Origin of the sequence: Pseudomonas marginalis (assembly GCF_900105325.1) — a bacterium.
Classification (GTDB): Bacteria; Pseudomonadota; Gammaproteobacteria; order Pseudomonadales; family Pseudomonadaceae; genus Aquipseudomonas; species Aquipseudomonas marginalis.
In genome coordinates this window covers 3994457-4018405 of record NZ_FNSU01000003.1, presented here as the reverse complement: position 1 = coordinate 4018405, position 23949 = coordinate 3994457, and the positions used below count along the sequence as shown (strand labels likewise).

At 61.5% G+C, this 23949-nt stretch carries 21 protein-coding genes; 9 read left to right on the top strand and 12 right to left on the bottom strand.

The genetic code is table 11. The features are described from left to right. The first annotated feature begins 65 nt into the window (after nt 1-65). From BLW22_RS28040 to BLW22_RS28025, 4 genes are all read left to right on the top strand, one after another. Complete coding sequence (locus BLW22_RS28040) at nt 66-1124, top strand: HAD family hydrolase (protein WP_065923873.1); 1059 nt, start codon at nt 66-68, stop codon at nt 1122-1124. A 204-nt stretch (nt 1125-1328) separates the two neighbouring features. Beyond that, nucleotides 1329-1862: an RNA polymerase sigma factor gene (locus tag BLW22_RS28035; RefSeq protein ID WP_065923872.1), complete on the top strand. Its 534-nt coding sequence runs from the start codon at nt 1329-1331 to the stop codon at nt 1860-1862. Beyond that, complete coding sequence (locus tag BLW22_RS28030; RefSeq protein WP_065923871.1) at nt 1859-2815, top strand: FecR family protein; 957 nt, start codon at nt 1859-1861, stop codon at nt 2813-2815. The genes BLW22_RS28035 and BLW22_RS28030 overlap by 4 nt, the downstream gene beginning before the upstream one ends. A 131-nt stretch (nt 2816-2946) precedes the next feature. Continuing rightward, a complete protein-coding gene (locus BLW22_RS28025) occupies nt 2947-5388 on the top strand; it encodes a TonB-dependent siderophore receptor (RefSeq protein ID WP_074847844.1) in 2442 nt (813 codons plus the stop codon). Between the two features lie 63 nt (nt 5389-5451). On the opposite strand, the gene ilvD is transcribed toward BLW22_RS28025, so the two are convergent. Beyond that, a complete protein-coding gene (gene ilvD, locus BLW22_RS28020) occupies nt 5452-7293 on the bottom strand; it encodes a dihydroxy-acid dehydratase (protein WP_027606118.1) in 1842 nt (613 codons plus the stop codon). A 413-nt stretch (nt 7294-7706) separates the two neighbouring features. Here ilvD and BLW22_RS28015 point away from each other — a divergent pair, with 413 nt between their 5' ends. Further along, nucleotides 7707-8165: an REP-associated tyrosine transposase gene (locus tag BLW22_RS28015; protein ID WP_065923869.1), complete on the top strand. Its 459-nt coding sequence runs from the start codon at nt 7707-7709 to the stop codon at nt 8163-8165. A gap of 108 nt (nt 8166-8273) precedes the next feature. Here BLW22_RS28015 and BLW22_RS28010 read toward each other — a convergent pair whose 3' ends face one another. Together BLW22_RS28010 and BLW22_RS28005 are read right to left on the bottom strand one after the other, a co-directional pair. Beyond that, a complete protein-coding gene (locus BLW22_RS28010) occupies nt 8274-9449 on the bottom strand; it encodes an MFS transporter (RefSeq protein ID WP_074847842.1) in 1176 nt (391 codons plus the stop codon). A gap of 207 nt (nt 9450-9656) precedes the next feature. Beyond that, nucleotides 9657-10853: a class I SAM-dependent rRNA methyltransferase gene (locus tag BLW22_RS28005; protein ID WP_074847840.1), complete on the bottom strand. Its 1197-nt coding sequence runs from the start codon at nt 10851-10853 to the stop codon at nt 9657-9659. Nucleotides 10854-11041: 188 nt separating this feature from the next. Between BLW22_RS28005 and BLW22_RS28000 the strand changes: the two genes are divergently transcribed. Both BLW22_RS28000 and mutM read left to right on the top strand, forming a co-directional pair. After that, nucleotides 11042-11854 carry an HDOD domain-containing protein gene (locus BLW22_RS28000; RefSeq protein WP_169898796.1) on the top strand — a complete coding sequence of 271 codons (813 nt, stop codon included), beginning with the start codon at nt 11042-11044 and terminating at the stop codon, nt 11852-11854. Nucleotides 11855-11875: 21 nt separating this feature from the next. Further along, complete coding sequence (gene mutM, locus BLW22_RS27995) at nt 11876-12688, top strand: bifunctional DNA-formamidopyrimidine glycosylase/DNA-(apurinic or apyrimidinic site) lyase (RefSeq protein WP_074847838.1); 813 nt, start codon at nt 11876-11878, stop codon at nt 12686-12688. 240 nt (nt 12689-12928) lie between these two features. Here the strand turns inward: mutM and BLW22_RS27990 are convergent, their stop codons facing one another. The 5 genes from BLW22_RS27990 to BLW22_RS27970 form a co-directional block, all read right to left on the bottom strand. Then, nucleotides 12929-13180 (bottom strand): YfhL family 4Fe-4S dicluster ferredoxin, encoded by a 252-nt coding sequence (locus tag BLW22_RS27990; RefSeq protein WP_003195146.1) that lies wholly within the window; start codon nt 13178-13180, stop codon nt 12929-12931. Nucleotides 13181-13294: 114 nt separating this feature from the next. Then, nucleotides 13295-13774 (bottom strand): pantetheine-phosphate adenylyltransferase, encoded by a 480-nt coding sequence (gene coaD / locus BLW22_RS27985; protein ID WP_003176711.1) that lies wholly within the window; start codon nt 13772-13774, stop codon nt 13295-13297. A 114-nt stretch (nt 13775-13888) separates the two neighbouring features. Then, nucleotides 13889-15484, bottom strand: a complete 1596-nt coding sequence (locus BLW22_RS27980; protein WP_074847836.1) for a GMC family oxidoreductase — start codon at nt 15482-15484, stop codon at nt 13889-13891. A 37-nt stretch (nt 15485-15521) separates the two neighbouring features. Next, nucleotides 15522-16067: a twin-arginine translocation pathway signal protein gene (locus BLW22_RS27975; protein WP_065923864.1), complete on the bottom strand. Its 546-nt coding sequence runs from the start codon at nt 16065-16067 to the stop codon at nt 15522-15524. A 28-nt stretch (nt 16068-16095) separates the two neighbouring features. Then, entirely contained in the window at nt 16096-17523 is a 1428-nt protein-coding gene (locus BLW22_RS27970; RefSeq protein WP_065923863.1) for a coniferyl aldehyde dehydrogenase, read from the bottom strand. Nucleotides 17524-17669: 146 nt separating this feature from the next. Between BLW22_RS27970 and BLW22_RS27965 the strand changes: the two genes are divergently transcribed. Beyond that, nucleotides 17670-18341, top strand: a complete 672-nt coding sequence (locus BLW22_RS27965) for a TetR/AcrR family transcriptional regulator (protein WP_074847834.1) — start codon at nt 17670-17672, stop codon at nt 18339-18341. Between the two features lie 33 nt (nt 18342-18374). Further along, a complete protein-coding gene (locus BLW22_RS27960; protein ID WP_074847832.1) occupies nt 18375-19229 on the top strand; it encodes a sulfurtransferase in 855 nt (284 codons plus the stop codon). 57 nt (nt 19230-19286) lie between these two features. Here BLW22_RS27960 and BLW22_RS27955 read toward each other — a convergent pair whose 3' ends face one another. The 4 genes from BLW22_RS27955 to BLW22_RS27940 all read right to left on the bottom strand — a co-directional run bounded on the left by BLW22_RS27955 (nt 19287) and on the right by BLW22_RS27940 (nt 23799). Next, the gene (locus tag BLW22_RS27955; protein WP_065946521.1) at nt 19287-20282 is read right to left on the bottom strand and encodes a hydrolase; all 996 of its coding nucleotides are present in this window, start codon (nt 20280-20282) and stop codon (nt 19287-19289) included. A 61-nt stretch (nt 20283-20343) separates the two neighbouring features. Then, complete coding sequence (rsmD, locus tag BLW22_RS27950; RefSeq protein ID WP_027606107.1) at nt 20344-20961, bottom strand: 16S rRNA (guanine(966)-N(2))-methyltransferase RsmD; 618 nt, start codon at nt 20959-20961, stop codon at nt 20344-20346. Continuing rightward, nucleotides 20961-22451: a M16 family metallopeptidase gene (locus BLW22_RS27945; RefSeq protein ID WP_074847830.1), complete on the bottom strand. Its 1491-nt coding sequence runs from the start codon at nt 22449-22451 to the stop codon at nt 20961-20963. The genes rsmD and BLW22_RS27945 overlap by 1 nt, the downstream gene beginning before the upstream one ends. Continuing rightward, nucleotides 22444-23799 carry a M16 family metallopeptidase gene (locus BLW22_RS27940; protein ID WP_065923859.1) on the bottom strand — a complete coding sequence of 452 codons (1356 nt, stop codon included), beginning with the start codon at nt 23797-23799 and terminating at the stop codon, nt 22444-22446. The genes BLW22_RS27945 and BLW22_RS27940 overlap by 8 nt, the downstream gene beginning before the upstream one ends. Nucleotides 23800-23949 lie beyond the last annotated feature (150 nt).

Here is a 23949-nt window from a genome sequence, read left to right as displayed (position 1 = left end):
TCGCGTTGGGAACTGTCACAGGGATTTGTTAGCGTCCATGTCTTTCACTCAGGGAGACAACGCCTATGAAGCTCGCGCCGAAATTACTAGCCGCCGCATTCTGCCTCGGACTCGCCAGCCAGGCGTTCGCCGCAACCGAGTTGAAACATTGGCCGGCACCCGCCGCCAAACAACTGAACGAGATGATCGCCGCCAACGCCAACAAGGGTAACTTTGCGGTGTTCGACATGGACAACACCAGCTACCGCTACGACCTCGAAGAATCCCTGCTGCCCTACATGGAAAACAAGGGCCTGATCACCCGCGACAGCCTCGACCCGTCGCTCAAGCTGATGCCGTTCAAAGACACCGCCGACCATAAGGAAAGTCTGTTCAGTTACTACTACCGCCTTTGCGAAGTCGACGACATGGTTTGCTACCCGTGGGTTGCGCAGGTGTTTTCCGGCTTTACCCTCAAGGAACTCAAGGTCCAGGTGGATGAACTGATGGCCTCCGGCAAAGCGGTGCCGGTCAGCTATTTTGAAGGCGACGTGGTCAAGCAGTCCGAGGTACAACCGCCGAAGGTCTTCACCGGCCAGGCCGAGCTGTACAACAAGCTGATGGAAAACGGCATCGAGGTGTACGTGATGACCGCCGCGTCGGAAGAACTGGTGCGCATGGTCGCCGCCGATCCGAAGTACGGCTACAACGTCAAACCCGAGAATGTCATCGGCGTGACGACCTTGCTCAAGGACCGCAACACCGGCGAACTGACCACCGCACGTAAACAGATCGCCGCCGGCAAATACGACGAAAAAGCCAACCTCGGCCTGGAACTGACCCCCTACCTGTGGACCCCGGCGACCTGGATGGCCGGCAAGCACGCGGCGATCCTCACCTACATCGACGAATGGAAAAAACCGGTGATCGTCGGCGGCGATACGCCGACCAGCGACGGCTACATGCTGTTCCACGATGTGGACGTGGCCAAGGGCGGCATCCACCTGTGGATCAACCGCAAGGACAAATACATGACCCAACTCAACGGCATGATCGCCAAGCATGCAGCGGCGCAAGCCAAGGAAGGGTTGCCGGTGACGGCGGACAAGAACTGGGTGATCGTCAAGCCTGACGAGATTCAGTAACACCGAGTCGCCTGCATTCCAGGCAAGCCAGCTCCCACATTTTTAAGGTGTTCACACATCAAAAGGTGGGAGGGGGCTTGCCCCCGATGGCTGTCTGAATAGCACTACAAAACCCAGCCTAAAATAGATATCAATTGCGAACCAATCTCATCCTCTGCTAGCGTGCGCACTTCCTGAACCCTCCGTTCTTCTCAAGGTAGTGCTGTGCCCTCCTGGAATTCGCAGATCGCGCGCCTGTTCGCGGAGCAGAAGAAAGCCCTCGAAGCCTTTGTCACTCGCCGCACCGGCAGCGCCCAGGTGGCCGCCGACCTGACTCAGGAGTCGTTCCTGCGCCTGGCTCGCATGGACTGCGGCGAAAAGATCGACAACCTCCCAGCCTTCCTCTTCACCATCGCCAGCAACCTGGTGCGCGATCACCAGCGCCAGGCCATCCGCCGTGAGCGCCTGGACGCCGGCGAGCCCAGCGAAGAGCTGCCGTGCAGCAATCCGGGTGCCGACGAGCAATTAGCCGCTTACCAACAGGAACAACTGATGCAGGATGCGATCCTGGCGTTGCCCCCAGCGACTCGGCAGATCTTCCTGCTTTATCATGTCGACGAACTTTCCTATCGCGAGATCGGCGAACGTCTATCGATCACGGCACGCAGTGTGGAATACCAACTGCGTCGCGCCTTGATTGAATGCCGCGCGTACATCAAGACGCGGCTTGCCTGCGATGAACAAGGATGTCGCTCATGACCGCCACCTCCACTGCCGACGTGTTGTTCGACGAAGCGTCCGGCTGGTATTTCCGCCTGCAGGCCGAGGACGTGACGCCGGCCGACATGGACGCCTTTGCCGCCTGGCTGGGGCAAGGTCCGGCCCAGGATGACGCCTGGCGGGAAGTGCAGGCGATGCTCGGCGGCCTGCGCGAACCTGCGCGGGTGATTCGCCGCGCCGAACAGGCCGCCTGGCGCAAACCGGCGCGAGCCTGGCAGCGCTGGGCGTGTGCTGCGGCGGTGTTGTTGGCCGTGGGGCTTACCGTGCAGAACACGCCATGGCTCGATCGCCTGCGCGCGGACTACGCCACCGGCACCGGCGAGTCGCGCAGCATCGAACTGGCCGACGGCTCGCACCTGCAACTCAACACCGACAGCGCGGTGCAGATCCGCTTGAGCGGGGGCGAACGGCAAATCCGTTTGCTGCGTGGCGAAGGCTTTTTCGACGTCACCAAGGATCCGACACGGCCCTTCGTGGTGCAGTCCGGCGACGGCTGGGTGAAGGTGGTCGGGACACAGTTCAGCGTTGCGCGGCGCGATGCGCAGACGCGGGTGCAGGTGGCGCAGGGCAAGGTGCAGGTCAGTGCCGGCAGCGGTGAACCGGTGTACCTGGAGCCAGGGCGGGCCGTGGAATATCAAGGCCAGCGCCTGGCCGAGGTGCATGCTTTCGACCCGGCCAGCGGCTTTGCCTGGCGCCAACGGCAACTGGTGTTCCGCCAGCAGCCGCTGTCGGAAGTGGTGAGCGAGTTGAATCGCTATTGGCCCGGCAAGACTCTGGTGCTAGGTGATGCGCTGCGCAACCGCGTGGTGTCGGGTGTGTTTGAAATCGACAAACCCGAAGCCGTGATCAAAGCGCTGGAGTACACCCTCAACCTGCGTGCCGAGCACTACACCCCGTATTTACTGGTGTTGCGCGAAGGCAAGGCATCGTAATCGCAACTTTTTGAAAAAACTTTCAGGGTTTCTCCCCAGGCACTCGTCCTTGATCACTGAGGCGTAAATAGTAAGCACTCTCAAGTAGTGCGGCGCCGATCACAGACTTTTTGCACCGGGGAGCACCATCCATGGCACATCGATTCGCCGCACGGTCCTTGTTGGCACTGGCCATTTCCATGGCCTGTGGCACTGCGCCGCTGTATTTGCAGGCCGCCGAAACCACCCAGACCCAGACCTACCGTTTCGATATTGCAGGGCAAAGCCTGGACGGTGCGCTGGCGGCGTTTTCGGCGGTGACGCGAGTTCAGGTGCTGGTGTCGGGTGAGTTGACCCAGGGCGTGCTGTCGCCGGGTGTCAAAGGCAACCTCGGCCAGCGCGAAGCCTTGGGGCAACTGCTCGGCGGTACCGGGCTGAGTGCGGCGTTTATCAACGCGGACACCGTGACCCTGGAAAAGCGCATGGACACAGGCTCTGCCATCGAAGTCGGCGCCACCACCATCAGCGCCGAACACCTGGGCGTGACCACTGAAGGCAGCGGTTCCTACACCACGGGCGCCGTGACCCTGGGCAAGGGCGAGCAAAAGCTCAAGGACATCCCGCAATCGGTCAGCGTCATGACCCGCAAGCAGATGGATGACCAGAACACCACCAAGCTCTCCGAGGTGGTCAAGCGCACGCCCGGCCTGACCGCGACCAAATCTCCCGGCCCCGGCATGTTCATCTTCTCCCGTGGTTTTGAAGTCGGCACCCTGCAATACGACGGTGTGGGCATCCCGCGTAATACCTACACGCTGGGCAGCTACCTCACCGAGAACATGGCGATCTACGACCGCGTCGAAACCCTGCGCGGCCCGGCCGCCTTGCTGCAAGGCGCCAACAGCCCCGGCGGCACGATGAACCTGGTGCGCAAGCGCGGTCAGCAGGCGCCGACCGTGACCATCACCGCCAAGGCGGGCTCATGGGACCATTACGGTACCCAAGTGGATGCTGGCGGCCCGCTGAACGCCGAAGGCACGTTGCGCGGCCGTTTTGTGGCTGACTACGACACTACGGATTCGTTTGTCGATTACGTCGGTGGCTGGAATCAGACAGTCTACGGCGCCGTGGACTACGACTTCAGCCCCGATACCACCGTCGGCGTCGGCATCAGCAACCAGAAAGGCCACTCGCGCCCCAACTTCATGTCGCTGCCGCGTTACGCCGATGGCAGCGATATCGGTCTGTCGCGCTCGACCTTCGTTGGCGCCAGTTGGAACCGTAATGTCAACAACCAGACCCAGGTGTTTGCCGATATCGAGCATCGCTTCAACGAGGACTGGAAGGTGAAAGCGGCGCTGGTGGCAATGGACGAGCACAACGACGCAACCTACCAGGCGACATGGGACACCGTCCCTGTAGGCGGCGGCACTGTGCCCTACGTGGACTGGATCACCGACTTCAATACCAAGAGCCGCGGCGCCGATGTGTATGTAAACGGCAAGTTCGAGGGGCTGGGTTTGCAGCAGGAGATGGTGCTGGGTGCCAACTATTCCAAACTCACCACCAATGACCAGTGGGCTCGGGCGTCAAATCCCGGTGCGGATATCTTCAACATCGACCACAACCGCCCGCAGCGCGACGCATCGCAATTGTTCAGGGACGGCGCTGCCTCCAAGAGCTGGTATGACATCCGTCAGAAGGGCATCTATGGCACCTGGCGCGTAAAAGTCCTGGACCCGCTGACCCTGATCGTCGGTGCACGCACCAGTTGGTATGACTATTCATACATAGGCCAGGGCGGGTTTGGCGGTGTGTATAACGCAGCCGAGAAAAGCACCACGCAAACCACCGGCAAGGTCACGCCGTATGCAGGCCTGGTCTACGCCCTGAATGATCAATGGTCGGCCTATGCCAGCTATGCCGATGCCTTTGAGCCGCAAACCAACCTGACCACCTCCGGCTCGTTGCTCAAACCTATCGAAGGCAAAAACTACGAACTGGGCATCAAGGGCGAGTTGGCCGAGGGTCGCCTCAACACCTCGTTTGCCATCTTCCGTTACGACCAGGAAAACCGTGGCGTCCAGGACCTGCAAGGGCCGATGAACTGCAATGGTTGGTACTGCTCGGTCGCCTCGGGCAAAGTCCGCAGCCAAGGCTTTGAAGCTACCTTGAGCGGTGAAGTGCTGCCAGGCCTGCAACTGGCCTCCAGTTACACCTACAACACCACAAAATTCCTCAAGGACGACACCTACGAAGGCAAGATCTTCAGCACCTGGACCCCCAAGCACCTGCTCAAGGTCTGGGGCGATTACCAACTGCCGGGTGACTGGCAGAAGTTCAGTGTCGGCGCCGGCGTGACCGCGCAAAGCAGCACCGAAGCCTACGACCGCACCTTCTGCGTGCCGGGCAATGCGCTGTGGGATTCACGGGTGGCTTACAAGATCAATCAGGAATTCACCGTGGCGGCGAACCTGTACAACCTGTTCGACAAGAAGTATTACATCCCGGCCTACAACGCGAACTGGGGCAGCAACTACTACGGCGATCCGCGTAATGTGATGTTTACGATGACCTACACACCGCAGTTCTGATTACATCCGGATATAAAAATGCCCCGCATTTAGCGGGGCATTTTCATGTGTGGCGGTTAGCCCTTACAGCCCATCCAGCATCGCCTTGTTACGTACCGCACCCTTGTCGGCACTGGTCGCCAACAGGGCATAGGCCTTCAACGCGGTCGTGACCTTGCGCGGACGCTTCTCCACCGGCTTCCAACCTTTCTTGTCCTGCTCGACCCGGCGTGCCGCCAGCTCTTCGTCACTGATCAACAGGTTGATCGAGCGGTTCGGAATGTCGATCAGGACCTTGTCTCCATCCTGCACCAGGCCAATCGCACCGCCGGCAGCGGCTTCAGGTGACGCGTGGCCGATGGACAGGCCCGAGGTGCCGCCGGAGAAACGGCCGTCGGTGAGCAGGGCGCAGGCTTTGCCCAGGCCCTTGGACTTCAGGTACGACGTCGGGTAGAGCATCTCTTGCATACCCGGGCCGCCTTTCGGGCCTTCGTAGCGGATGATCACGATGTCGCCTTCTTTCACTTCGTCGGCGAGGATGCCGCGAACCGAGCTGTCCTGGCTTTCGTAGATCTTGGCGCGGCCTTCGAAGACGTGGATGGATTCATCCACGCCGGCGGTTTTCACCACGCACCCGTCGAGGGCGATGTTGCCGTACAGCACGGCCAGGCCGCCTTCCTTGGAGTAGGCGTGCTCGACACTGCGGATGCAGCCGTTTTCACGGTCGGCGTCCAGGGTGTCCCAACGGGTCGACTGGCTGAACGCGGTCTGGGTCGGGATACCGGCCGGGCCAGCCTTGAAGAAGGTGTGCACGGCTTCATCGTCAGTCAGGGTGATGTCCCACTTGGCGATGCCTTCGGCCAGGGATTTGCTGTGCACGGTCGGCAGGTCGGTGTGCAGCAGGCCGCCACGGGCCAGGGAGCCTAAGATCGAGAAGATCCCGCCGGCGCGGTGCACGTCTTCCATGTGGTACTTCTGGATGTTTGGCGCGACCTTGCACAGTTGCGGCACATGGCGGGACAGACGGTCGATGTCGCGCAGGTCGAAATCGATCTCGGCTTCCTGGGCCGCAGCCAGCAAGTGCAGGATGGTGTTGGTGGAACCGCCCATGGCGATGTCCAGGGTCATGGCGTTTTCGAACGCCTTGAAGTTGGCGATATTGCGCGGCAATACCGACTCATCGTTCTCGCCGTAGTAGCGCTTGCACAGCTCGACGATGGTGCGGCCGGCCTGCAGGAACAGCTGTTCGCGGTCGCTGTGGGTGGCCAGGGTCGAACCGTTGCCCGGTAATGCCAGGCCGAGGGCTTCGACCAGGCAGTTCATCGAGTTGGCGGTGAACATGCCGGAGCACGACCCGCAGGTCGGACAGGCGCTGCGCTCGTATTCCGCGACCTTCTCGTCAGAAGCGCTGGAATCGGCGGCGATGACCATGGCGTCGACCAGGTCCAGGCCATGGGAGGCGAGCTTGGTCTTGCCGGCTTCCATCGGGCCGCCGGAGACGAAGATCACCGGGATGTTCAGGCGCAGGGCGGCCATCAGCATGCCGGGGGTGATCTTGTCGCAGTTCGAGATGCACACGATGGCGTCGGCGCAGTGGGCGTTGACCATGTACTCCACGGAGTCGGCGATGATCTCGCGGCTCGGCAGCGAGTACAGCATGCCGTCATGGCCCATGGCGATGCCGTCGTCCACGGCGATGGTGTTGAATTCCTTGGCTACACCGCCAGCGCGCTCGATCTCGCGGGCGACCAGTTGGCCCAGGTCCTTGAGGTGCACGTGGCCCGGTACGAACTGGGTGAACGAGTTGGCAATGGCAATGATCGGCTTCTTGAAGTCGTCATCTTTCATCCCTGTGGCACGCCACAGTGCGCGGGCGCCGGCCATGTTGCGGCCGTGGGTGGATGTTTTCGAGCGGTAATCAGGCATTGGAGCACTCCGGGCGGCTAATCGGTATCAAAGGGGAGTGAGCTTCTATTGACGTCTGGAACACCCGAAAAATGGCACTGGTGTCCGGAAGTTGCCGCAAACGTGACGGGATCGCCGTGCGCATTGGCCTTGAGCTCATAAACCCGCCGGGGGATGACTGGCGATGAATAGGGCCGATTCTACACCGTCTTCCTGTAGGAGCGAGGGGGACGCCTAGTTCTTGCTCGCGAAAAACGTAAACGATAACGCAGCGCTATCAGGTAGTTCGTGTCGCCGATGAGTTTTTCGCGAGCAAGAACTAGGCGTCCCCCTCGCTACTACACAGGCAAGACATATTCAGAACCACTGTTTAAAGGCCTTTGGATGTTGTGCCTCCTACCGTTTCTCTTCCAATCACAGAAGAGGACGACGGAATGTCCACGCAACAAAATGCCTATCGGCTACGCATCGGGCGCTATTCAGAATCGGGCCGCGTGTACCTGATCACGGCTGTTACCTACCAACGACAATCAATTTTTCAGGACTGGCGCACGGGTCGCCTGCTCGTCAGCGAATTCAGGAAAGCTCAGGAAGACGGTGAGGCTACCTCGCTGGCCTGGGTCGTGATGCCTGACCATTTTCATTGGCTGGTCGAACTGCACAATGGCGACTTGCCAAGGTTGATGCGAATAACCAAGTCGCGAAGTGCCCGCGCGATAAACAGTGCGAGGGGTTCCTACGGGACGCTTTGGCAAAAAGGCTATTTCGATCGGGCACTGCGTCGTGAGGAGGACTTGAAAGCAATGGCCCGCTATATCGTCGCGAATCCTTTGCGTGCTGGTCTGGTCGAGCACATTGGTCAGTACCCGCTATGGGATGCCATCTGGATATGACGCACCTTCACTTGTAGGAGCGAGCTTGCTCGCGAAGAACGTCAACGATAACGCAGCGCTATCAGGTAGCCCGCGTCGTGTATGAGTTTTTCGCGAGCAAGCTCGCTCCTACAGGGGAAAGCGTGAGTGCCCGCTCCGTAAATTAGTCAACCAGCCCCAGAGGCTGAACACGATGAAGCTGACCGCGATGGTCAGCAGCAGATGCGTTCCGGTTTGTGCCAAGGCCGCACTGCTGATGGCGGCCGTGAGGAACATGATGCTGTTCCCGGCCGATGCAGCGGTGCCCGCGCTCCTTGAGAACAGCCGCATCGCCGCCGAAATCGCCGCCGGACGAACCAGGGTGACGGCCAGGGCGCTGATCAGTATCGGGATCAGCAGAGTCAAGGTGGTGATGGCTTCAAAAATAATGATCAACGTCAGCAACACACCCGCGACGAGCAATAGTCCAAGACCGATATTGATTTGCCGGGACAGCGCCATGCGTTTTTGCAGGTACGAGGCAGCAACGCCGCCGAGCAGGTAGGCCAGGCCGTACACCACCAGCACCAGCGCATATTGGTATTCGGACAGCTTCAGCGCATCCATGAAAATCAGCGGCGTCACGCTGATCAAGGCGAAGTAGCAGGCAAATACCAGGGCGGCGATCCACCAATAGCGCAGGAAGTCCCGATTGCGCGCCACGGCCTTGAGTGTGCCGATGATGGATACCGGTTCGCGGTGTGGGCTGGAGGACTTCGACGGCAGGATACAGAGCGCATGGATCAACATGCCCGATGCCATCAGCGCAAACCCATAGAAGCTCCCTTGCCAGTCGAAGGTGGTTTGCAGCCAGGAGCCGATCAGCGGTGACAGCGCGACAAACGAGCCGCTCAGGGTCATGTAATAGAGGCGCACCCGGGCTCGGTCCTGTTCGTCGAACAGGTCTTCCACCAGTGCATGGCCCAGTACGAAGAAGCCGCAGCCCATGGCCTGGACCGTGCGAAACAGCAGGAAGGTCAGGTAATCCGGCGCCATGGCGCAACCTATCGCCCCGAGGATCGACAGCGTGATACAGCCGAGCAGGACTTCCTTGCGCCCCCATTTATCCGAAAGCGGACCGGCGAGCAGTTGGGAGATGGAAAAGACCAGGGTGAACAGGCTGATGGACAGTGCGATGTCTGCGCTGGGCGTGTCGAACCGGGCGGACAGGGCGGGGAACGACGGGAGCAGGATATTGATCGGGAAAAAGCTGATCAGTGAGATGCAGGTGATGAGGATGAAGCGGGAGAGGGTGTGCCCAGACATTGTTTTTGTTTTCCGGAGTAAAACCAGAAACCGATACTAGTCTGCGAAAAGTGGAATTCAATCAAAACTACTGTGGGAGGCTTCCCGTAGCAATGTAGGAGCGAGCTTGCTCGCGAAGAACGTCAACGATAACGCAGCGCTATCAGGTAGCCCGCGTTGTATATGCGTTTTTCGCGAGCAAGCTCGCTCCTACAGAGGGTTCACGTCTTAGCTATTGGGCAACAACCGGCACGTAATGCTCTTGATATACCGCGTCTCGGCAATCGCCGGATGCACCGGATGATCCGGGCCCTGGCCGCCACGTTCCAGCATCTGGATATTGCGGTCCAGATGGCGGGCGCTGGTCAGCAGGATGTTCTGCAGGTCGTCTTCCGGCAGGTGCATGGAGCACGAGGCGCTGACCAGGATGCCGTCCTTGCTGAGCAGGCGCATGGCTTGCTCGTTCAGGCGGCGGTAGGCGCCTTCGCCGTTTTTCATGTCTTTCTTGCGTTTGATGAAGGCCGGTGGGTCGGCGACGATCACGTCGAAGCGTTCTTCGCTGGCTTTCAATTCCTTGAGGGCTTCAAAGACGTCGCCTTCGATGCAGGTCATCTTCTCGGCGACGCCGTTCAGCGCGGCGTTGCGCTCCACGCCATCGAGGGCGAAGGCCGAGGCGTCGACGCAGAACACTTCACTGGCGCCGAAGGCCGCGGCTTGCACGCCCCAGCCGCCGATGTAGCTGTACAGGTCGAGTACGCGTTTGCCTTTGGCGTATGGGGCCAGGCGCGCGCGGTTCATGCGGTGGTCGTAGAACCAGCCGGTTTTCTGGCCCTGGATCACCGGGGCTTCGAATTTCACGCCGTTTTCTTCCAGCGCCACCCACTCCGGCACCAGGCCGAACACGGTTTCGACGTAGCGGTTGAGGCCTTCGGCGTCGCGCGCGGCGGAGTCGTTCTTGAACAGGATGCCGCTCGGCTTGAGCACTTGGGTCAGGGCGGCGATCACGTCGTCTTTATGGGCTTCCATGGTCGCCGAGGCGATCTGAACTACCAGGATATCGCCGAAACGGTCGACCACCAGGCCCGGCAGCAGGTCGGAATCGCCGTAGACCAGGCGGTAGAACGGCTTGTCGAACAGGCGATCACGCAGGGACAGGGCGACGTTGATGCGGTGCACCAGCAGCGACTTGTCCAGTGGCAACTTGATGTCGCGCGACAGCAGGCGTGCGCAGATCAGGTTGTTCGGGCTCATGGCCACGATGCCCAGGGTCTTGCCGCCGGCCGCTTCCAGGATGGCCTGGTCGCCCGCCTGGAAGCCGTGCAGAGGGGTGGCGGCCACGTCGATTTCGTTGCTGTAGACCCACAGGTGGCCGTTGCGCAAACGACGATCGGCGTTGGCTTTGAGACGCAGGCTTGGCAGGGACATGACTGTCGCTCCGGAAAAAAGAGCGGGAGTATACCTTGTTATGTAGGAAATGGCCGGGCTGCCGGATGTGCGGGGAGGTGTCAGCCGGGGGGAGATAAGGGTTAGAATCCCCACCTAGCCCAGAGTGTGTACTTATGTCCCAAGAGCTTTCCGCCGAACAGATCCAGCAGGCCCTCCAAGGCATCAGCGTGCCGCCCCAGCCGCAAATCATGGTGGATTTGCAGATGGAGCAGTACATGCCCGACCCGGACCTGGAAGTGATCGCGCGGTTGATCTCCCAGGACCCGGGCCTCTCCGGCGCGCTGCTGAAGATCGTCAACTCGTCCTATTACGGCCTGAGCAACAAGATCGCCTCGATCCAGCGCGCGGTGAACCTGCTGGGCAGCCGCTCGATCATCAACCTGATCAACGCCCTGTCGATCAGGGGCGAGATGAGCGACGACACCATCGTCACCCTCAACCGCTTCTGGGACACCGCCCAGGACGTGGCCATGACCTGCCTCACCCTGGCCAAGCGCACCGGCGCCCAGGCGGTGGACGAGGCCTATGCCCTGGGGCTGTTCCACGACTGCGGCGTGCCGCTGATGCTCAAGCGTTTCCCCAACTACATGACGGTGCTCGAAGAGGCTTACGCCAACGCCGGCCCCGACTGCCGCGTGGTCGACACCGAAAACAATGCGTTCAACACCAACCATGCCGTGGTCGGCTACTACACCGCCAAGTCCTGGCGCCTGCCGGAGCATGTGACCGACGCCATCGCCAACCACCACAATGCCCTGGCGATCTTCAGCGATGAGACGTCGCGCAATCCGCAGCTGAAAAACCTGCTGGCGATCCTGAAGATGGCCGAGCACATCTGCTCGTCCTGCCGCGTGCTGGGCAACCAGTCGGTGGACCATGAGTGGAATGCCATCGGCCACCTGGTGCTGGACTACGTGGGCCTGTCGGACTACGACTTCGAAAGCCTGAAGTTGTCGATCCGCGAACTGGGCGCGCACTGATCCCCCCTTCACGAGGTACACATGCCCGAGTTACCAGAAGTCGAAACCACCCGGCGTGGGATTGCGCCGCACCTGGAAGGCCAGCGGGTCAGTCGCGTGGTGGTGCGTGAGCGGCGCCTGCGCTGGCCGATCCCGGAAGACCTGGATGTGCGCCTGTCCGGCCAGCGCATCGTGCTGGTGGAGCGGCGCGCCAAGTACCTGTTGATCAATGCCGAAGTGGGCACCTTGATCAGCCACCTGGGCATGTCGGGCAACTTGCGCCTGGTCGAAGTCGGCATGCCGGCGGCCAAGCATGAACATGTGGATATCGAGTTGGAGTCCGGCCTGGCCCTGCGCTACACCGACCCTCGGCGTTTCGGCGCGATGCTCTGGAGCCAGGACCCGCACAACCATGAACTGCTGATTCGCCTGGGGCCGGAGCCGTTGACCGAGCTGTTTGACGGTGAGCGGTTGTTCCAGCTGTCCCGCGGCAAGTCGATGGCGGTGAAGCCGTTCATCATGGACAACGCGGTGGTGGTGGGCGTGGGCAATATCTATGCGACTGAAGCGTTGTTTGCGGCGGGGATTGATCCGCGCCGCGCGGCCGGCGGTATTTCACGCGGGCGTTATGTGAAGCTGGCGATCGAGATCAAGCGCATTCTGGCGGCGGCGATCGAGCGTGGCGGCACCACGTTGCGCGACTTTATCGGGGGGGATGGGCAGCCAGGGTATTTCCAGCAGGAATTGTTCGTCTACGGCCGCGGTGGCGAGGCGTGCAAGGTCTGCGGGACTGAGCTGCGCAATGTGGTGCTGGGGCAGCGGGCGAGTGTGTTTTGCCCTAGATGCCAGAGCTGATTGCTGGGTGATGACTGATATGGCCATCGGGGGCTTGCCCCCGATGAGCATAAGTATCTACACAACTTCAGTAGGATAACGCGTAGCAGCTGTCGAGCCTTGGCGAGGCTGCGTTTGCGGCGTGTCTGACACACCGCCGACGCAGCCTCGCCAGGGCTCGACAGCTGCTACGCAGGGGGCTCGGCTCAAGATGTGTAGATACTTATGCCCCGATGAGGCCCTGATAGGCGCTGAAGAACCTCAAGCCTTACCGGTAATCTTCCGGTACTTCTCCATCAACTGCTCTTCCGTCTCCGGATGGGCTTCATCCAGCGGAATGCAATCCACCGGGCACACTTGCTGGCACTGTGGCTCGTCGTAGTGACCGACGCACTGGGTGCACAGGTTGGGGTCGATCACGTAGATCTCTTCGCCCTGGGAGATGGCGGCGTTCGGGCACTCGGGTTCGCAGACGTCGCAATTGATGCAATCGTCGGTGATGATCAAGGACATGGAAACTCCTGCCAGGGCTGTCAGCCAAGGCATCTGAAAACTAATGCGCGCAATTGTGCCGCATTGGCGCCCGCAGTGCGAGCCGTGGTGAGCGAGGCAAGCCCGCTCACCACATTACTTCTTGAAGCGCAGCGTCAGCGCATCAGCCACGGCCGGGTGCACGAACTTGGTGATATCCCCGCCCAAAGCGGCAATTTCACGCACCAACGTCGAGGAAATGAACGAATAACGCTCCGACGGCGTGAGGAACAGGCTTTCCACGTCCGGCGCCAGTTGGCGGTTCATGTTGGCCAACTGGAATTCGTATTCGAAGTCCGACACCGCGCGCAGGCCACGCAGGAACACATTGGCGTTCTGCTCTTTGGCGAAATGCGCGAGCAACGTGGAAAAGCCCACCACTTCCACGTTGGGCAGGTGCTTGGTGACCTCACGCGCCAGCTCCACGCGCTGTTCCAGGGGGAACAGCGGGTTTTTCTTGGGGCTGGCCGCGACTGCGATGATCACATGGTCGAACAAACGAGAGGCGCGTTCGACCAGATCGCCATGGCCTTTGGTAATCGGGTCGAAGGTACCTGGGTACAACACTCGGTTCATCGCGTCGTCCTGGCGGAGTCCGTTGGGGAACCGGATGGTATCGCAGCCATCCCGGTCGGCCAAGTCAACTTATGCATAAGAAAGCCGTATAGACACCGTGAATAGCGTGTTTTTTCACGCTGTTTTCAGACGTTCGGCCAAGGCTGTCGCCAGTTGAGCGGTTAATCCGTACACCGATAATTGCGGGTTGGCCCCAATACTGGTGGGGAATAACGAACCGTCGTGGATCGACAGGTTGCGCAATTGGTGATGCCGGCCAAGGCTGTCAGCCACCGCGTTTTTGGGATCTTCGCCCATGGCACAGCCGCCCATCACATGGGCGCTGCCCAGGGTTGTCCGGTGCAATTCCAGATTCAAACCCTCAATGACGCTGCGTGCCTCGGCCAAGGTGTTCACGAACCGTGCGTCATGGTGCATGGGCTTGACCGATTTGGCGCCCGCCGCGAACTGGATTTCGGCCATGCTGTGGAAGGCCCGGCGCAGGCCGTCCCAGGCATAGGGTGAGACCTGATAGTCGAGCACCGGCGTACCGTCACCGCGTAAGTCCACGCTGCCGCCCTGGCTGTCGGGGTGAAAGCCGTCACGCAACAGCGCGAGCATGGCGTGGGTATGGGGCAATTGGCCCATGTCCAGGGCGTTCTGCGTGCCATAGCCGCCGAACAAGGTGCTGGCTAAGCCTGGGTGCAGGGGCGGTGCTTCCAGCTTGTAGGACATTTTGCCGGTGGTGCCGTCCTGCCATTGGAAGTGGTCGGAATAGATCGACTGCGGCGCGCCGTAGAACGGGTTGATCACCTCATCGAACAGCCCGGCGGAGAAATTCACCAGGTGCAAAAAGGTTCGCTTGCCCAGCCGCGAATGCGGGTCGGGGGCGCCCGAGCGCAGCAACAGTGCCGGGCTATTGATGCCGCCGCCCGACAGCACGTAATGCTTGGCCTTTACGGTGATCTTGCGCCCGGTAGGCGCCACGCAACGCTCGTCCATCGCCACACATTCCAGGCTGCTGATGGTGTCGCCGCTGTATTTGAGGTGCTCGGCGCGCGCCAGGTAGAGCAGTTCACCGCCTTTTTCCAGGGTGGACGGAATGGTGGTCACCAGCATCGACTGCTTGGCGTTGACCGGGCAGCCCATGCCGCAATAACCCAGGTTGAAGCAGCCACGGACGTTGCGCGGGATCACATGCCAGCTGTAGCCGAGCTTTTCGCAGCCTTTGCGGATCACATCATTGTTGGCATTCGGGGGGATGGCCCACGGTGCGATGCCCAGGCGCTGCTCCATCTTTTCGAACCACGGTGCCATCTCTGCACTGCTGTGGCCTTTTACCGCGTACTCGCTGGCCCAATGGCTGAGGGTGGCGTCCGGGGTGCGGAAGCTGGAGGTCCAGTTGATCAGCGTGGTACCGCCCACCGCGCGGCCTTGCAGGATGGTGATGGCGCCGTCCTTGCTCATGCGGCCGATACCTTCCTGATACAGGCTGGCGTAGGCCTCGTCCTCCAGCAGCTTGAAGTCGCTGCTGGTCTTGAGCGGGCCTTCTTCGATCAACAGCACTTTGTAGCCGGCGGCGCTGAGGATCTCGGCAGTGGTGCCGCCACCGGCGCCGCTGCCGATGATGGCCACGTCGGCCTCCAGGGTCAGGTCGCTGTCGAGGGCGGCGCCATTGTGGGTTTTCCAGCCGCGGGCCAGGCCGTCGCGGAACAGATCGGGTACGGGCATCAGGGTCGTCTCTTGTTTTTATTGTGAGGGATGCAAATCAGATCTTCGGCGGGCCGGGGTAGCCGCAATGCGCCCAGGCGGCGGGCCGGAAGTACCAGGCCATGATCACCAGCTTGAGCAGCGAGCCCTGGCCCATGCGCAGCAGGTTCAGGTAGCTGTTTTCCCAGCGGTGCAGGAAGTTGCGGATCTGCTCCGCGCTGGCGTTTTCCCAGCTGCCCCAGATGCCGGTCAACGGGCCACGCGTAATGCCCATGCCGAGCACATCGAACAGCTGCTGGGTGAGCTTGAACATCTCCGGCGACAGGTGCTGCAGGCTGTAGTCGAGTTTTTTCAGCGTGTCTTCAATCCCGGCGACCACGTCCTGGGCGCTGGCCACGCCTTCGAGCAGCACCGGGATCACCGCGCGCAGAAACGGCAGGTCACTGCTGCGCAACATGGCAAAGCCGCTGGCCGGGGTGCTGCTGGAGCAGCCGCTGAGGCTGGCGCCCAATCCGGCCGTGGCCAGGAAGGCGCTGGCACACAGACCGATTTTCAAGACGCCGCGCCGTGATAGCGCGGGTGAATCCGTGAGGCTAGGGTTCATTGTTATTGTTATCCCGTGGGTGGCGGTGTCAGCGGACAAACAACTTCTGGATCAGTTTCTGGATCGATTTGCCGTAGGGCGGGTAGATCAATTTCGCCGCGTTCAGGCGCTGTTTCACCAGCACGCCCTTGGCCTTGCTGAACGTCAGGAACCCTTCATGGCCGTGGTAGTGGCCCATGCCCGACGGGCCGATGCCGCCAAAGGGCATGTCGTCCTGGGCCACGTGCAGGAGGGTGTCGTTCAGGCAGACACCGCCGGAATGGGTCTCATGGAGGACCCGGTCCTGCTCGCGCTTGTTGTAGCCGAAGTAATACAGGGCCAGCGGGCGAGGGCGCTGGTTGATGTAGGCAAAGGCTTGGTCGATGCCGCGATAAGGCACGATCGGCAGCACCGGGCCGAAGATTTCGTCCTGCATCACGGTCATGTCATCGCTGACATTCAGCAGCAGGCTATGGGCCATGCGCCGTGCCTGGCCCTGGTCGTACAGCCGGATCAGGGTGGCGCCCTTGTCGGTGGCGTCCTTGACGTAGGCATTGAGCCGGGCCAATTGACGCTCATTGATGATGGCGGTGTAGTCCGGGTTGTCGGCCAGCGTCGGATAAAACCCGCGAACCGCCTTGCTGTAGGCCTCGACGAAACCCTCCACGCGGTCCTCCGGCACCAGCACGTAGTCCGGGGCCACGCAGGTTTGCCCGGCGTTCAAGGCTTTACCGAAGGCGATGCGTTCGGCGGCGTCCTTGAGCGGTACGTCGGCGGAGACAATGGCCGGCGACTTGCCGCCCAGTTCCAGGGTGACTGGCGTGAGGTGTTCGGCAGCGGCGCGCATCACGTGCTTGCCAATACTGGTCGCGCCGGTAAACAGCAGGTGATCGAAGCGCAGCTTGGAAAACGCCATGCCCACCTCGGCCTCGCCGAGCACCACGCACACCAGGTCCTCGGGGAAAACCCTCGCCAGTAACGCCTTGAGCAGTTCGCCGGTAGCGGGCGTGGATTCGCTGAGCTTGAGCATCACCCGGTTGCCTGCCGCCAACGCACCGACCAGTGGGCCGATGGCCAGGTACAGCGGGTAGTTCCACGGCACGATCACGCCGACCACGCCCAGGGGTTGGTAAATGACTTTGGCTGACGCGGGTTGGAAGGCCAGGCCTACAGCGCGGCGGGAAGGTTTCATCCAGCCTTTTAGGTGTTTGCTGGCGTAGTGAATGCCATGCAGGCTGGGCATCAGTTCGGCGAACAGGGTTTCGTCGGCGCTGCGCTGGCTGAAATCCTGGCTGATCGCATGGATCAGTGCCTGGCGCTCGTCACTGAGCACATCCCGCAAGGCCTTGAGCCACTGCTGGCGCTGTGCAGCTGGCGGCATCGGGTTGGCGGCGTAGGCGCGGCGTTGGGCGTCGAACAGGTCCTGGAGTTGATCCAGCGCCTGGGCATCTTGCAGGTAGGCAACGTTGGCAGACATGGCGCAGCACCGATTGTTATTGGTCTGCGTGGATTTTTAGAGTCATTACTCTAAGTTGTCAAATAACATTGCAGCAACATGCAGATTTATCCTGGCAAGGATAGGCCGTAAGATGCCCTATCACGTGTACAGAAGCTGATTCCCCTATGGCACCACGAGTAAAGACCAGCGAGCGTATTGTGCAAACCAGCCTGGAGCTTTTTAACCAGCAGGGCGAGCGCAGTATCAGCACCAACCATATCGCCGCCCATATGGAAATTTCGCCGGGCAACCTGTACTACCACTTCCCCAACAAGCAAGCGATCATCTCCGTGCTGTTTCGCGAATATGAAGCGTTGGTGGACAGTTTCCTGCGTCCGCCCCAGGGGCGTGCAATGGTCGTGGAGGACAAGCGCTTTTATCTCCAGGCCGTACTGGCCGGCATGTGGCGCTACCGTTTTCTGCACCGCGACCTTGAACACCTGCTGGAGAGCGACCCGGACCTGGCCACCGGCTATCGGCGTTTTTCCCAGCGTTGCCTGATCCAGGGCGGCGCCATCTACCAGGGGTTTGTCGATGCAGGCATCCTGAACATGGACCCGGTGCAAACCGAAGCCCTGACCCTCAATGCCTGGATCATCCTCACCTCCTGGGTGCGTTTCCTGTGCACCACCAATGAAAATTCCGCCCACCTGAGCGCCGAAGCCATCAAGCGCGGGGTGTATCAGGTGCTGGTGCTGGAGGCGGGCTTTGTCACGCCCCAGGCAAAAGAGGCGGTGGATGCATTGTTCAAAGAATTTTACGTGCCGTTGAACCAGGCACTGGAAGAAGTGAAGTAGGACCTTTCCCGAATCTGTTCACAGGAGTCCATCATGCCGCTTGCCCAACTGATCAGCCCCCAGCAATTGGCCGAGCGCCAGACGTCGGCGGGGATGGTGATCCTGGATTGCCGTTTTGCCTTGGAAGACCCGGATTACGGGCGTTGCAGCTACGCTGAAGGGCATATCGACGGTGCGCAATATGCCGACCTGGAGCGCCATCTCAGCGGGCCGGTGATCAAAGGTGTGACCGGTCGTCACCCGTTACCGGCGGCGGGCACCTTCGCCGAGCAACTGCGGGCATGGGGTATCCATGCTGACACCGATATCGTGCTGTATGACGACGGCCCTGGCGCTTATGCGGCTCGTGCCTGGTGGCTGCTGGCCTGGCTGGGCAAGCGTGACGGTGTGTTTATCCTGGACGGCGGCCTCAAGGCCTGGCATGCCGCGGGTTTCCCGTTGAGCCTGGATGCGCCGGTAATCGAGCGTGGGACTTTCGATGGCACGCCGGACAATCACTTGCTGCTGGATGCCGAACATCTGCAAAAACGCCTGGGCCAACCCGGCCTGACCCTGATCGATGCCCGCGCCCAAGCGCGTTTTCGCGGAGAGGTGGAGCCTATCGACCCCATTGCCGGGCATATCCCCGGTGCGCAATGTGCGGCGTTCAACGAAAACCTGGGCAGTGACGGGCGTTTCCTCCCGGCCGAGCAACTCAAGCAGCGCTTCGCCGCGCAGTTGCAGGGGCGCTCGCCGGAGGAACTGGTGGCGTATTGCGGCTCGGGCGTGACGGCCTGCCACAACCTGTTCGCCCTGAGCCTGGCGGGTTACCCGTTGGGCAAGTTGTATGCGGGGTCGTGGAGCGAGTGGATTACCGATCCGACGCGGGCAATCGCTACGGGGGACTGAGTTCCCGGTCGTGTAAACCCAATCCGAATGTGGGAGGGGCCTGCCCCTCTCACATGTTTAACCGTGTCGTGCCAGTAACCATTGCGGTATGCGCCGCTCCAGGTAGTAGCCTGGGCGTTTCAGCGAGCCATCGACGAAGCCCACGTGCCCGCCCTTGGCCGTCAGCTCAAACTCGGTGCACGCCGATAGCTCACTGGCCTCGGGCAAGCTGTGGGCAAACACGAACGGGTCGTCGGCCGCCTGGATAATCAGCGTCGGTGTGCGGATCGCGCCCAGGTAGTAGCGACTCGACGCGCGACGGTAATAGTCCTCGGCACTCAAGAACCCATGCAGCGGCGCGGTGACCCGGCCGTCGAAGTCCCAGAAGGTGCGCATCTTCTCCAGCGAGCCAAGCGCTTCCAGGGTTTTCAGCCCGTCCGCGCGGCCATCCTGTAAAAAACGGCTTTGTTTGACGCGGATATACGCGAGCATTTCACTCATGAAGTGCTTTTGATAAATCCGCGAGAAACCTATCCCGATCCGGTCTGCACACTGGTCCAGGCGAAATGGCACCGACACCGCCGCTGCGCCTTGCAGCCCGGACGCCTCGCCGGTTTCCCCCAGGTGCTTGAGCAGCACATTGCCCCCCAGCGAATAACCCACCGCATACAGCGGCGCCAACGGCCGCTTGGCGCGCAGATGCGCAATCGCGGCGGCGAGGTCTTCGCTGGCGCCGGAGTGATAGCTGCGCGCCAGCAGGTTGGGCTCGCCCGAACAGCCGCGCCAGTTCAAGGCCGCACTGGCCCAGCCGTGGGCGCCGAGGACTTTTTGCAGGCCGGCCACATAGGGGGAATTGGATGAGCCGGTCAGCCCATGCAGCACCAGCACCAACGGCGCCTGCGCGTCATGCGGGCCATGCCAGTCGAGGTCGAGAAAGTCGCCGTCTTCCAGCCACAGGCGTTCGCGTTGGCGTTCGATATGGGTAGTCGGGCGCCACAGCGGCCCCCACAGGGTTTGCAGGTGAGGGTTGCCGAGGCCGAAGGCGGGGGTGAACAGGTCGGAGGACGGTGTCATGACACTCTCAGTTTTGAGCTGACTCACTGTCTGTGGTGAGCGGGCTTGCTCACCACAGATTTTAAGCGACGCTTTCGACCAATCGATGCCACAACGCGTAATACACACGACCGGATTTCTGCTCCCGGTGCAGGCGCCAGGCGCCCGGCAAGCCCAGGGTAGACGGCGCGGTCTCGCTTTCAGTGTAGATCCACGCGTCCGGTGCCAGCCATTGGCGCTCTTCGAGCAAGGCGCACACGGTTGGCAACAGGTTCTGGTTGAACGGTGGGTCGAGGAACACCACGTCGTAGGCACTGGGCGCCTGGGTTTCCAGGTAGCGCAGGGCGTCGGCGGTCTGCACCTGGCCATTGGTGCAGCGCAGGGTGCCCAGGTGTTCCTTGAGGCTGGACACCGCGACATTGCTGGCATCCAGCGCCTGGGCCTGGGCCGCGCCACGGGACAGCGCCTCCAGGAACAGCGCGCCACTGCCGGCGAACGGGTCCAGCACCTTGGCGCCGGCAATGTACGGCGCCAGCCAGTTGAACAGGGTTTCACGTACGCGGTCCGGCGTCGGGCGCAGGCCCACGACGTCGGGGAAGCTCAGCTTGCGGCTGCCCCATTCGCCGCCAATGATGCGCAGCTGGCCCACACCGTTATGCACGTTGTGGACAGGTTTTTTCGGGCGAGATGAACTGGCCATTAATGCTCCGGAACCCCGAGCGGCTGCTCGGCAGGTTTATCAGTGGGGGGCGGTAGTGGCTTTTGCGCAGTCGTTGGGCCGGCGGTCACGATGACCATCTTGTCGGCGCTCAAGTGTTTGTTCAAGGCCGCCTTGACCTGCTCTACGGTCAGGGCCTGGGATTGTTTCATGAAATCTTCCAGATAGCTCAGCGGCAGGTTGTAGAAACCCATGGCGCCCAGCTGCCCGACGATATCGGCGTTGCTGGCGGTGGACAGCGGGAAGCTGCCGGCCAGCTCGCGCTTGGCGTCATCCAGTTCCTTTTGCGTCGGGCCGGTCTTGAGGTAGTCGGCGAGCACGTCTTCGACCAGGCGCAGGGTGCCGCCGCTCATTTCGGCGCGGGTCTGCAGGTTGATCATGAACGGGCCACGCACTTGCATCGGCGAGAAACCGGAGTAAACACCGTAGGTCAGGCCGCGTTTTTCGCGCACTTCGCTCATCAAACGGGTGCCGAAGCCGCCGCCGCCGAGGATCTGGTTGCCCAGGGACAGGGCTGCGTAGTCCGGGTCGGCGCGGTCGATACCCAATTGGGCGAACAGCAGGTGAGTCTGTTTGGACGGGAACTCGATATGGCTCAGGCCGGCCTTGGGCTCGGTTGGCTGGGTGATTTTCGCCATGGCCGGGCCCTTGGGCAGCGAAGCGGACACTTTGGCCGTCATCGCTTCGGCTTCGGCGCGGGTCAAGTCACCGACCACGGCAATCACCGCATTACCCGCCGCATAAGCCTTGGCGTGGAACGCCTGCAGCTGCGCGAGGGTAATCTTCGGAACGCTTTGCGGCGTGCCTTCGCTCGGGTGAGCGTAGGGGTGATCGCCGTACAGGCGCTTGAACAGCTCCAGGCTCGCCAGCTTGCCGGGGTTCTGCTTCTGGTATTCAAAGCCGGCGAGGATCTGGTTCTTGATCCGCGCCAGGGAGTCGGCGGGGAAGGTCGGCTTGCCGATCACCTCGTCAAACAGCGCCAGGGCGGCGTCGCGTTTAGCGCTGTCGCTCAGGCTGCGCAGGGACACCAGCGCCATATCGCGATAAGCGCCATTGCCAAAGTCGGCGCCCAGGCCTTCAAAACCACTGGCAATCTGGCTCACATCCTTGCCCGGTACACCTTCGTTGAGCATGGCGTTGGTCATCAGCGCCAGGCCCGGCACGTTGCCGTCCTGGCTGCTGCCGGCGGCGAACAGGATGCGCATGTCGAACATCGGCAGTTCATGGGCTTCGACAAACAGCACCTTGGCGCCTTCGGCGGTGGTCCAGGTTTGCACGTCGAGCTTGCGATTGGTCGGCGCCTTGCCGTCCAGCTCCGCCAGGGATTGCAGTTTGTTGGCCGATTGAGCCTTATCCAGCGCCTGGCTGGCAACGGACTCACTCGGGCGCAGGAAATACACGGCGCTCGCCGCGACCAGGGTCACGGCGATCAGGCCCGGCAGGATCAGGCGGCTGCTTTTGCGATCACTCATGAGCGGTCTCCTCAGGCAAAACATGGGCGACGCTCAGACGTTCGCGGGTGAAATAGGTGCGCGCGGCCTTCTGGATATCTTCCGGGGTCACGCTTTGCAGGTCGGCCAGTTCGGTGTCCATGAGTTTCCAGGACAGGCCCACGGTTTCCAGGGAGCCAATGGCCGTGGCCTGGCTGGTGATGGAATCGCGTTGGTACACCAGGCCGGCGATGACCTGGGCACGGATGCGTTCCAGTTCTTCGGCGGTCGGTGGCTTGGCCTTCAGCTCTTCCAGCAGGCGCCACAGGCCGGCTTCGGCTTGGGCAACGGTCTTTTTCTTCTGCTGGTTCGGGGTGGCCGAAAGGGTGAACAGGCTGTCGCCCCGGGTGTAGGCGTCGTAGTTGGTGGACGCGGCGGATACCAGCTCTTCGCCACGCTCCAGTTGCTCGGAGATCCGTGCGCTGTAGCCACCGTCCAGCAGGGCCGAGATCAGGCGCAGGGCCTGGACCGAACGCTTGTCTTCGGCGGTGGCCAGGCCAGGTACGTTGAAGCCCAGGATCACGCTCGGCAATTGGGTCTGCACATGCATCGTCAGCAGGCGCTCGCCGGGCTCGGCCAGCTCCATCGGAATCTTGGCGGGCGGTACGTCACGCTTGGGGATCGGGCCGAAGTAGCGCTGGGCGAGGTTTTTTACCTCGTCCGGGGTGACGTCGCCGACCACCACCAACGTGGCGTTGTTCGGTACATACCAGGACTGGTACCAGTGGCGCAGCTCCTCGACCTTCATGCGGTCGAGGTCGGCCATCCAGCCGATGGTCGGGGTGTGATAGCCGCTGGCCGGGAAGGCCATCGCCTTGAAGCGCTCGAAGGCCTTGGACATGGGATTGTCGTCGGTGCGCAGGCGGCGTTCTTCCTTGATCACCTCGATTTCGCGGCTGAACTCGTCGGCCGGCAGGCGCAGGCTGGCCATGCGGTCGGCTTCCAGCTCAAAGGCAACGCCCAGGCGGTCACGGGCCAGCACCTGGTAGTAGGCGGTGTAGTCATCACTGGTGAAGGCGTTTTCTTCGGCGCCCAGGTCACGCAGGATCAGCGAGGCTTCGCCGGGGCCGACCTTGGCGCTGCCCTTGAACATCATGTGCTCCAGGGCGTGGGACAAACCGGTCTGGCCCGGGGTTTCGTAGCTCGAACCGACCTTGTACCAGACCTGGGAAACCACCACCGGCGCGCGATGGTCTTCGCGCACGACCACCTTGAGGCCGTTATCCAGGGTGAATTCATGGGTGGGTTGTGGGTCGGCAGCCAAGGCTGAAAGGGGCAGACAAACTGTGCTGAACAGCAGGCCTGCGGCGTGGCGGGCTAGAGCATTCATTCGTTTTTAAACCTGTTGGGCTGCCCGCTTGGTCTTAGCGTCGGCGGGCGAGGAGGTGCTAGGATACTGATCCGACTAAGGGACGGCCACTGCGGCTGTCTTGTTGAGGCCCTATTTAGGCCTTACAAAATGTTGCGCATGAACGAGCTG